Here is a 9,935-nt window from a genome sequence, read left to right as displayed (position 1 = left end):
GACCTCAAGCGCATCAACAAACGAACTCTTGATGGCTTGATTCGCAGCGGCGCGCTGGATCGCCTCGGCCCGTATTTCCACGACGAACAAAAGGCCTATCAAGCCAATATCGACCGTAACCGCGCGGTACTGCTGGCGGCGATGGAAGAGGCGATCAAGGCTGCCGAGCAGACTGCGCGGACCCACGACTCTGGCCACGCCGACCTGTTTGGCGGCTTGTTCGTCGAAGAAGATGCCGACGTCTACGCGTCCCATCGCAAGGCCAAGGAGCTGACCCTCAAGGAACGCCTCAAGGGTGAAAAAGACACTCTGGGCCTGTACCTGACCGGTCACCCGATCGACGAATACGAAGGCGAGATCCGCCGTTTCGCCCGCCAGCGCATCATCGACCTGAAGCCGGCGCGTGACACGCAAACCGTAGCGGGGATGATCATTGCCCTGCGGGTGATGAAGAACAAGAAGGGCGACAAGATGGGTTTCATCACCCTCGACGACCGCTCCGGGCGGATCGAAGCGTCGCTGTTTGCCGATGCGTTCCATTCGGCGCAATCGCTGCTGCAGACCGACGCGATGGTGGTGGTTGAAGGCGAGGTCAGCAATGACGACTTCTCCGGCGGCCTGCGCCTGCGGGTCAAGCGGGTGATGAGCATGGAGGATGCGCGGACCAATCTGGCCGAAAGCCTGCGCTTGAAGCTGCACACTCAGGATCTGAAGGGCGATCAGCTACGCTGGTTGGGCGAACTGCTCAAGCGTCATCGCGGCGCGTGCCCGGTGACCATGGAGTACACCAGCCCGGATGCGAAGACCTTGCTGCAGTTCGGCGAGACCTGGCGGATCGACCCGGCGGATACCTTGATTCAAGCCCTGCGTGACCAGTTCGGGCGAGACAACGTCTTCCTCCAATACCGTTGACCGGCAAGTGCCATCATGGCGCTTGCCCGCAACCTGAATTTTTAATCTCGACCTCAGCGCGCCTCTCCCTTAAGGTAGGGCGCGAATAGACAACCGGCCGGCCCAAGCTCACTTGGGACACGACCCAAGACGGACGCCTATGAACCCGAATTTTCTAGATTTCGAACAGCCGATCGCCGACCTGCAAGCCAAGATCGAAGAGTTGCGCTTGGTCGGTAATGACAATTCGCTGAATATCGGCGATGAGATCTCCCGCCTGCAGGACAAGAGCAAGACGCTGACCGAAGACATCTTCGGCAAGCTGACCAGCTGGCAGATCGCACGCCTGGCGCGTCACCCGAAACGCCCGTATACCCTCGATTACATCGAGCACATCTTCACCGAGTTCGACGAACTGCACGGCGACCGTCACTTCTCCGACGACGCCGCCATCGTTGGCGGTATCGCCCGTCTGGAAGACCAGCCGGTGATGATCATCGGCCACCAGAAGGGCCGTGAAGTGCGTGAGAAGGTTCGCCGCAACTTCGGCATGCCGCGTCCGGAAGGCTACCGCAAGGCCTGCCGTCTGATGGAGATGGCCGAGCGCTTCAAGATGCCGATCCTGACTTTCATCGACACCCCGGGTGCCTACCCTGGCATCGACGCTGAAGAGCGCAACCAGAGCGAAGCGATTGCCTGGAACCTGCGTGTGATGGCGCGGCTGAAGACTCCGATCATCGCCACTGTAATTGGTGAAGGTGGTTCCGGCGGCGCACTGGCCATCGGCGTCTGCGATCAATTGAACATGCTGCAATATTCGACTTACGCGGTGATCTCGCCGGAAGGTTGCGCGTCGATCCTGTGGAAAACCGCCGAGAAAGCACCGGATGCCGCTGAAGCAATGGGCATCACCGCTGAGCGTCTGAAAGGCCTGGGCATTGTTGACAAAGTGATCAGCGAGCCACTGGGCGGCGCCCATCGTGACCCGGCTGCTGCCGCCGCTTCGATCCGCGCCGAGCTGAGCTCGCAACTGGCGATGCTCAAGCAGTTCGATAACGAAGCGCTGCTCAAGCGCCGTTACGATCGCCTGATGAGCTACGGTCTCTAATCGAGCGCCGATTTGGCTGACGATGCAAAACACTGTGGGAGCGAGCTTGCTCGCGAAGGCGTTATAACAGACGACGAAATTGTTGAATGTTAATCAGCTTTCGCGAGCAAGCTCGCTCCCACATTTGGTTTCCGGCGAGGGTAAAGACATGGGTGAACGCTCGATTGATTTGCCATCCCGTCTTCTGCTGAACCTTGAGCCCTGGCGCCACGTCGCTCACTGGCGCATCGCCTTCTCCGGTGGCCTCGATTCCACCGTCCTCCTGCATCTGCTCGCCACTCTGGCGAACACCGAATCCCTCCCTGCGTTAAGCGCCATCCACATCCACCACGGCCTTCAGGCTGCGGCCGATGCGTGGCCGCAACACTGCCAAGACGTTTGCGATGCGCTGGGCGTGCCGTTGCAAGTAGAGCGGGTCACCGTGAAGGGCGGGGCGAGCCTGGAGCGAGCGGCGCGGGATGCGCGTTACGCCGTGTTCAATTCGCTGACGCAAGCCGATGATGCACTGCTGACCGGTCAACACCGCGACGACCAAGCGGAAACGCTGCTGTTTCGGCTGTTGCGCGGTGCCGGTGTCCGCGGGCTCGGCGCGATGCCGCAGCAGCGTCCAGTGGGGCAGGGCACGCTGGTTCGACCGTTGCTGGATGTCAGTCGTGCTGAGCTGGAAGGTTATGCACAGGCGCATCGGTTGCGCTGGATCGAAGACCCGTCGAATCAGGATCACCAGTTTTCGCGCAATTACCTGCGCCATCAAGCCATGCCGGTGCTGACCGAGCGCTGGCCGCAAGCGCAGGCCAGCATGGCGCGCACCGCTGCGCATCTGCGTGAGGCGCAGGGCTTGCTCGATGAGCTGGCGCAGATCGATCTCGCACAAGCCGAAACTCCCCATGAATTCGCTTGGCTGGGTGTGCCATCGCTGGAGCTGACAACATTGACGGCGTTGTCTGACGCGCGCCAGCGAAATGCCCTCAGCCACTGGCTCGAACCGTTGACTCGGCTGCCAGACGCTGACCATTGGTCGGGTTGGACAACGCTGTGCAATGCCGGCGCCGACGCTTCTCCGATCTGGCGTCTGGCCGACGGCGAGCTGCACCGCAGCGCCGGGCGCGTCTGGTGGCTGAGCGGCAATTGGTTGCGCACGCCAGTGATCGGCGCCGACTGGCAGACCCCGACTTCAGCGCTACGCTTGCCGGATAACGGACGCGTCATGCTCCACGGGCATGCTCCAGCCGGGCCTTTGCGTATTGCCTATCGGCAGGGCGGTGAGGTCATGCAATTGGCTGAGCGCGGTAGCCGGGATCTCAAGCGTCTGCTCAACGAGCGCGCGGTGCCGGCCTTCGTGCGTGGCAGATTGCCGCTGCTGTTTCGTGGCGAAGAATTGCTCGCCGTGGCGAACCTGTCGGGTCTTGCTGGTCAGATGGACGAAGGCTGGACATTGCACTGGCAGCCAACAGACGAAGATCAAGGTTTGAGCTGAAAGGAGCATTCCGGTAGACTACGCTCCCTTCTTGATACAACTTCTGTGGATTCGCCTGAATTGCAGGAGTTGCCGATTACCAAGCAGTCTTTGCTGGGCGATTCCAAAAAATGTGTAGCGAGCAACGTACCGGTGTTTCATCTGCCGGTCTGTCACAACGCGGCGGTTTTTTCGAAAGGTGCACTGTGATTAATGCAGGTGATCGGGGGCTTCGGCCTTCCTTCGCTTTCCCCGGCGGCTCGTTCCGCTTTAACGCAGACTTCTAGGGTTTTTCATGACGCGCTACATATTCGTCACGGGCGGTGTTGTTTCTTCATTGGGGAAAGGCATTGCCTCGGCTTCATTGGCGGCTATCCTGGAGGCGCGGGGGCTTAAGGTCACCATGCTGAAGCTGGATCCGTACATCAACGTCGATCCAGGCACCATGAGTCCGTTCCAGCACGGTGAAGTGTTCGTCACCCACGACGGCGCCGAAACCGACCTGGATCTGGGGCACTACGAGCGGTTCATCCGCACCACCATGACCCAGAACAACAACTTCACCACCGGCCGTGTCTACGAGCACGTGCTGCGCAAAGAGCGCCGTGGCGACTACCTGGGTGCAACCATCCAGGTAATCCCGCATATCACCGACGAAATCAAGCGCCGCATCATCAAGGGTGCCGGTGACGCTGACGTGGCGATGGTCGAAATCGGTGGCACCGTCGGTGACATCGAGTCGCAACCGTTCCTCGAAGCCATCCGCCAGTTGCGTTTCGAAGTCGGCGCCAAGCGCGCGATGCTGATGCATCTGACGCTGGTACCGTACATCGCCACCGCTGGCGAAACCAAGACCAAACCGACCCAGCACTCCGTCAAGGAACTGCGTTCGATCGGTCTGCAGCCAGACGTGCTGGTGTGCCGCTCCGATCACCCGATCGACGTGTCCTCGCGTCGCAAGATCGCCCAGTTCACCAACGTTGAAGAACGTGCGGTCATTGCTCTGGAAGACGCCGATACCATCTACAAGATCCCGGGCATCCTGCATTCGCAGGGTCTGGACGATTTCGTCGTTGAGCGTTTCGGTCTGCAGTGCGGCAGCGCCGATCTGTCCGAGTGGGACGCAGTGGTCGATGCCAAGCTGAACCCGGAACACGAAGTGACCATCGCCATGGTCGGCAAGTACATGGAACTGCTCGACGCCTACAAGTCGCTGATCGAAGCGATGAGCCATGCCGGCATCAGCAACCGCACCAAGGTCAACCTGCGCTACATCGATTCCGAAGACATCGAGAACCAGGGCACTGCGCTGCTCGAAGGTGTTGACGCGATTCTGGTGCCGGGCGGCTTCGGTCTGCGTGGCGTGGAAGGCAAGATCACTGCCGTTCAGTACGCTCGCGAAAACAAGGTTCCGTACCTCGGCATCTGCCTGGGCATGCAAGTGGCGGTCATCGAGTTCGCCCGTAACGTGCTGGGCTGGAAGGACGCCAACTCCACCGAGTTCGATCGTGCCAGCGGCCATCCGGTTGTCGGTCTGATCACCGAGTGGGAAGACGCCACCGGCGCTGTCGAAGTGCGTACCGAAGCGTCCGATCTGGGCGGCACCATGCGTCTCGGCGCACAGGATTGCCTGCTTGAGCCGGGCTCCAAAGTCCATGATTGCTACGGCAAGGACGTGATCGTTGAGCGTCACCGTCACCGTTACGAAGTGAACAACAACCTGCTGCCGCAGATCATCGAAGCCGGCCTGAAGATTTCCGGTCGCTCCGCCGATGCTGCGCTGGTCGAAGTGGTTGAAGCGCCGGATCATCCATGGTTCGTTGCCTGCCAGTTCCACCCTGAGTTCACCTCGACCCCACGCGACGGTCATCCGCTGTTCAGCGGTTTCGTCAAAGCCGCGTTGGCTCAACACCAGAAGAAGGCGTAACCCGATGGCACAGAAGATCATCCGCGTCGGCGACATCGAGATTGCCAACGACAAACCCATGGTCCTGTTCGGCGGCATGAACGTGCTGGAAAGCCGTGACATGGCCATGCAGGTTTGCGAAGAGTACGTGAAGGTCACCGAGAAACTCGGTATCCCTTACGTGTTCAAGGCCAGCTTCGACAAGGCCAACCGGTCTTCTGTGACTTCGTATCGTGGTCCTGGCCTGGAAGAGGGCATGCGCATCTTCCAGGACATCAAGCAAGCCTTCGGCGTGCCGATCATCACCGACGTCCACGAGCCGGATCAGGCTGCGGTGGTCGCTGAGGTCTGCGACATCATTCAGCTGCCGGCCTTCCTGTCGCGCCAGACCGATCTGGTTGTCGCGATGGCCAAGACCAATGCCGTGATCAACATCAAAAAAGCCCAGTTCCTCGCGCCTCAGGAAATGAAACACATCCTGAACAAGTGCGTGGAAGCGGGTAACGATCAGTTGATCCTCTGCGAGCGTGGTTCGAGCTTCGGCTACAACAACCTCGTGGTCGACATGCTCGGCTTCGGCATCATGAAGCAGTTCGAATACCCGGTGTTCTTCGACGTGACCCACTCGCTGCAAATGCCTGGCGGTCGTTCCGACTCCGCCGGCGGTCGCCGCGCGCAGGTCACCGACCTGGCCAAGGCCGGCATGAGCCAGTCGCTGGCGGGTCTGTTCCTCGAAGCGCATCCGGATCCGGACAACGCCAAATGCGACGGCCCTTGCGCCTTGCGTCTGGACAAACTGGAGCCATTCCTGGCCCAGCTCAAAGCTCTGGACGAACTGGTGAAGAGTTTTCCGACGGTAGAAACCGCGTAACGCTCGATTCTCCGGTAAAGTACCGCACGATTTGTCGCTCATGCCCTCGGGCGTGAGCGTTGTCGTCTGCAAGTCTGCCCGCTGTACTTCGCTTGCCGACGATAAAGATTTCCTCTAGCTGCGTCGTTTTCGTCAACTTTGGAGTGTTTACAACAATGGCAAAAATCGTCGACATCAAAGGTCGTGAAGTTCTCGACTCCCGTGGCAATCCCACCGTGGAAGCGGACGTGCTTCTCGACAACGGCATCATCGGTAGCGCCTGCGCGCCGTCCGGTGCATCCACTGGCTCGCGTGAAGCGCTCGAGCTGCGTGATGGCGACAAGAGCCGTTACCTGGGCAAGGGCGTGCTCAAGGCGGTAGCCAACATCAACGGTCCGATCCGCGATCTGCTGCTGGGCACCGACCCGAGCGACCAGAAAGCCCTCGACCACGCGATGATCAAGCTCGACGGTACCGAAAACAAAGCGACCCTGGGCGCCAACGCCATCCTCGCCGTGTCGCTGGCTGCGGCCAAGGCAGCTGCGCAGGATCAGGATCTGCCGCTGTACGCACACATCGCCAACCTCAACGGCACCCCGGGTGTGTACTCGATGCCGGTCCCGATGATGAACATCATCAACGGTGGCGAGCACGCCGATAACAACGTCGACATCCAGGAATTCATGGTGCAGCCAGTCGGCGCCAAGTCTTTCTCGGAAGGTCTGCGCATGGGCACCGAGATTTTCCATCACCTGAAAGCTGTGCTGAAGGCTCGTGGTCTGAGCACTGCCGTTGGCGACGAAGGCGGTTTCGCGCCGAACCTGGCTTCCAACGAAGACGCGCTGAAAGTGATCTCCGAAGCCGTGGCCAACGCCGGTTACAAGCTGGGCACCGACGTGACCCTGGCGCTGGACTGCGCCGCGAGCGAGTTCTACGAAGACGGCAAGTACAACCTGTCCGGTGAAGGCCAGGTGTTCACTGCTGAAGGTTTCGCCGACTACCTCAAAGGCCTGACCGAGCGTTACCCGATCATCTCCATCGAAGACGGTCTGGACGAATCCGACTGGGCTGGCTGGAAAATCCTCACCGACAAGATCGGCGAGAAGACCCAGCTGGTGGGCGACGACCTGTTCGTGACCAACACCAAGATCCTCAAAGAAGGCATCGATAAAAAGATCGCCAACTCGATCCTGATCAAGTTCAACCAGATCGGCACCCTGACCGAAACCCTGGAAGCCATCCAGATGGCCAAGGCTGCCGGTTACACCGCCGTGATCTCGCACCGCTCCGGCGAAACCGAAGATTCGACCATTGCCGACCTGGCTGTGGGCACCTCGGCTGGCCAGATCAAGACCGGTTCGCTGTGCCGCTCCGACCGCGTTTCCAAGTACAACCAACTGCTGCGTATCGAAGAGCAGTTGAACGGCAAGGCCAAGTACAACGGCCGTGCCGAGTTCCGCGGTTAAGCGCAACCTGATCAAAGGACACCGGATTGTGTCGGAAAAGTCGTGACAGCGATGGATTTGCCACTAATCTGATGCCTTAAGCACAAGCCTGGATCTTTCCAGGCTTCGTGCTATCAGATGCTGCAACATTATGCGTGGCTGTCTTTTTTCACTGGATACCTGATATTCGATGCGCAGTCCTTACTGGTTGTTTCTTGTTTTGCTCTTGCTCCTGGCCGGTCTGCAGTACCGCCTGTGGGTGGGCAATGGCAGTCTGGCGCAGGTCGCCGAGCTGAAACAGCAGATCGCCGAGCAACATGCCGAGAACGAAGGCCTGCTGGAGCGCAACCGGGTGATGGACGCTGAAGTCAGCGAGCTGAAGAAAGGCATGGAGACCGTCGAAGAGCGGGCTCGTCACGAACTGGGCATGGTCAAGGACGGCGAAACCCTTTACCAGTTGGCCCAATGATCGATTCCCTGCCGGCCTTCTGGGCCGTGATTCCTGCTGCGGGCGTCGGTGCCCGAATGGCCGCGGACCGTCCCAAGCAATATCTGCAACTGGGCGGGCGCACAATTCTCGAACACAGCCTCGGCTGTTTCCTTGATCACCCGAGCCTCAAGGGCCTGGTGGTCAGTCTTGCTGTCGATGATCCCTATTGGCCGAATCTGGCATGCGTCAACGATCCGCGCATTCAGCGGGTTGATGGCGGCGCGGAGCGTTCCGCATCGGTGCTCAATGCCTTGCTGCACCTGCATGCGCAAGGTGCCGACGATGAGGATTGGGTGCTGGTGCACGATGCGGCCCGGCCGAATCTGAGTCGCGATGATCTGGACAAGTTGCTTGCCGAACTCGCGGATGACCCGGTCGGCGGTCTGTTGGCGGTTCCTGCTCGCGACACGCTCAAACGCGTTGATAACAACGGACGTGTGGTTGAAACCGTGGATCGCAGCGTGATCTGGCAGGCGTATACACCGCAGATGTTCCGCCTCGGTGCGTTGCATCGGGCGTTGGCCGACAGCCTGGTTGCGGATGCCGTGATCACCGATGAAGCTTCGGCGATGGAATGGGCCGGTCTCGCACCGCGTCTGATTGAAGGGCGCGCGGATAACCTCAAGGTGACCCGGCCGGAAGATCTGGAGTGGTTGCGTCAGCGGTGGGCTAACCGCCGCTGATTGCTGTGGCGTCCATTGCGCCGCCTTCGCGAGCAAGCTCGCTCCCACATTTGATTTGCGCCTGACACCAGATTTGCAGTCACTGCACGTCCACTGTGGGAGCGAGCTTGCTCGCGAAGGCGGCCACACGAACAACCCATCACTCAGCTTCGATACTCCGCCCGCTCAGCCAACCCTTCTTTAAGAAAATCCACCAACTTGCGCACCTTCGGCGACAAATGCCGCTGCTGCGGATACAGCGCCCACACCGCCGTATTCGGCGGCTGATGCGCCTCGAGCAAGGAAATCAGCGCGCCGCTGTGCAGGTGCTTGAGCACGTAATAATCCGGCAACTGACACAACCCGACACCCTGAAGCGCCGCATCCAGCACCGCCTGCCCACTGTTGCAACGCCAGTTGCCTTGCACCCGCTGGGAAAATTCCCGCCCGTTCTGTTCCAGTTGCCAGATATCCGAACTGCCGATCAGGCAATTGTGCCTACTCAATTCCGACAAGCTGTGTGGGCGCCCATACCGTTCCAGGTAGGAAGGCGACGCGCACAGGTACATTCTCCGTGGCGCCAGGCGTGTCGCGACCAAGCGCGAATCCTGTAGCCGACCCAGACGAATTGCCAGATCCAGCCCTTCATGCACCAAGTCCAGCTGGCGATTGCTCAGCTCGATATCGATACGCAGCTGTGGGTACAGCCCCATGAAGCGAGTCACCAGCGGCACGATAAAGCGTTCGCCATAGGCCACCGCGCAGGTCATGCGCAGCATGCCTTTCGGTTCGCTGGTCAGATCGCCTACCGCGCGCAAGGCTTCTTCGCGACCGTCTTGCAGGCGCTGGCAATGTTGCAGGAAAGTCTGCCCGGCTTCGGTCAACGTAACTCGCCGGGTGCTGCGGTAGAGCAGGCGCGTCTGCAAACGCTCTTCGAGCCGTACGATTTGTCGACTGATGTGCGAGGAAGAAACCCCAAGACGCTCGGCAGCGGCGGTGAATTGGTTGCATTCGGCGACGGCAACGAACTCGTCGATGCCTTCCCAGCGGTTTTCCGACACTTGGATTATCCCTGTATGGCAATAATGTTTTGCTTTCGTCCGGATTATTCCTCAGGGCGCGCTGAA

9 protein-coding genes are annotated in these 9,935 nt (G+C 59.9%); 8 read left to right on the top strand and 1 reads right to left on the bottom strand.

What is annotated here, in order from left to right:
• The 8 genes from OQK_RS05385 to ispD form a co-directional block, all read left to right on the top strand.
• Nucleotides 1-912 (top strand): OB-fold nucleic acid binding domain-containing protein (locus OQK_RS05385; protein WP_038860593.1); only part of this gene is annotated, 912 nt, incomplete at its 5' end.
• Nucleotides 913-1,051: 139 nt separating this feature from the next.
• On the top strand, nt 1,052-1,999 hold the full coding sequence (locus OQK_RS05380) for an acetyl-CoA carboxylase carboxyltransferase subunit alpha (RefSeq protein WP_016771465.1): 948 nt from the start codon (nt 1,052-1,054) through the stop codon (nt 1,997-1,999).
• A 148-nt stretch (nt 2,000-2,147) separates the two neighbouring features.
• Complete coding sequence (gene tilS, locus OQK_RS05375; RefSeq protein WP_016771464.1) at nt 2,148-3,476, top strand: tRNA lysidine(34) synthetase TilS; 1,329 nt, start codon at nt 2,148-2,150, stop codon at nt 3,474-3,476.
• 274 nt (nt 3,477-3,750) lie between these two features.
• Nucleotides 3,751-5,382 (top strand): CTP synthase, encoded by a 1,632-nt coding sequence (locus OQK_RS05370; protein WP_016771462.1) that lies wholly within the window; start codon nt 3,751-3,753, stop codon nt 5,380-5,382.
• Between the two features lie 4 nt (nt 5,383-5,386).
• Nucleotides 5,387-6,232 carry a 3-deoxy-8-phosphooctulonate synthase gene (gene kdsA / locus OQK_RS05365; protein WP_007954807.1) on the top strand — a complete coding sequence of 282 codons (846 nt, stop codon included), beginning with the start codon at nt 5,387-5,389 and terminating at the stop codon, nt 6,230-6,232.
• Between the two features lie 155 nt (nt 6,233-6,387).
• Entirely contained in the window at nt 6,388-7,677 is a 1,290-nt protein-coding gene (gene eno, locus OQK_RS05360; protein ID WP_016771461.1) for a phosphopyruvate hydratase, read from the top strand.
• Nucleotides 7,678-7,846: 169 nt separating this feature from the next.
• Nucleotides 7,847-8,125, top strand: coding sequence for a cell division protein FtsB (gene ftsB, locus OQK_RS05355; RefSeq protein ID WP_016771460.1), 279 nt, complete (start codon nt 7,847-7,849; stop codon nt 8,123-8,125).
• A complete protein-coding gene (gene ispD, locus OQK_RS05350; protein WP_016771459.1) occupies nt 8,122-8,829 on the top strand; it encodes a 2-C-methyl-D-erythritol 4-phosphate cytidylyltransferase in 708 nt (235 codons plus the stop codon). The genes ftsB and ispD overlap by 4 nt, the downstream gene beginning before the upstream one ends.
• A gap of 143 nt (nt 8,830-8,972) precedes the next feature.
• Here ispD and OQK_RS05345 read toward each other — a convergent pair whose 3' ends face one another.
• Complete coding sequence (locus tag OQK_RS05345) at nt 8,973-9,869, bottom strand: LysR substrate-binding domain-containing protein (RefSeq protein WP_016771458.1); 897 nt, start codon at nt 9,867-9,869, stop codon at nt 8,973-8,975.
• Nucleotides 9,870-9,935 lie beyond the last annotated feature (66 nt).

Origin of the sequence: Pseudomonas sp. R62, assembly GCF_000257605.1 — a bacterium.
Taxonomy (GTDB): domain Bacteria; phylum Pseudomonadota; class Gammaproteobacteria; order Pseudomonadales; family Pseudomonadaceae; genus Aquipseudomonas; species Aquipseudomonas atacamensis.
Note: the sequence above shows the minus strand (reverse complement) of the source record. Positions and strands in the feature narration are given on the sequence as shown.

Excerpts from the sequence above, each read along its gene's own strand:
- OQK_RS05380 (WP_016771465.1), top strand. The coding sequence starts at position 1,052 with ATGAACCCGAATTTTCTAGATTTCGAACAGCCGATCGCCGACCTGCAA.
- tilS (WP_016771464.1), top strand. The coding sequence starts at position 2,148 with ATGGGTGAACGCTCGATTGATTTGCCATCCCGTCTTCTGCTGAACCTT.
- OQK_RS05370 (WP_016771462.1), top strand. The coding sequence starts at position 3,751 with ATGACGCGCTACATATTCGTCACGGGCGGTGTTGTTTCTTCATTGGGG.
- kdsA (WP_007954807.1), top strand. The coding sequence starts at position 5,387 with ATGGCACAGAAGATCATCCGCGTCGGCGACATCGAGATTGCCAACGAC.
- eno (WP_016771461.1), top strand. The coding sequence starts at position 6,388 with ATGGCAAAAATCGTCGACATCAAAGGTCGTGAAGTTCTCGACTCCCGT.
- ftsB (WP_016771460.1), top strand. The coding sequence starts at position 7,847 with ATGCGCAGTCCTTACTGGTTGTTTCTTGTTTTGCTCTTGCTCCTGGCC.
- ispD (WP_016771459.1), top strand. The coding sequence starts at position 8,122 with ATGATCGATTCCCTGCCGGCCTTCTGGGCCGTGATTCCTGCTGCGGGC.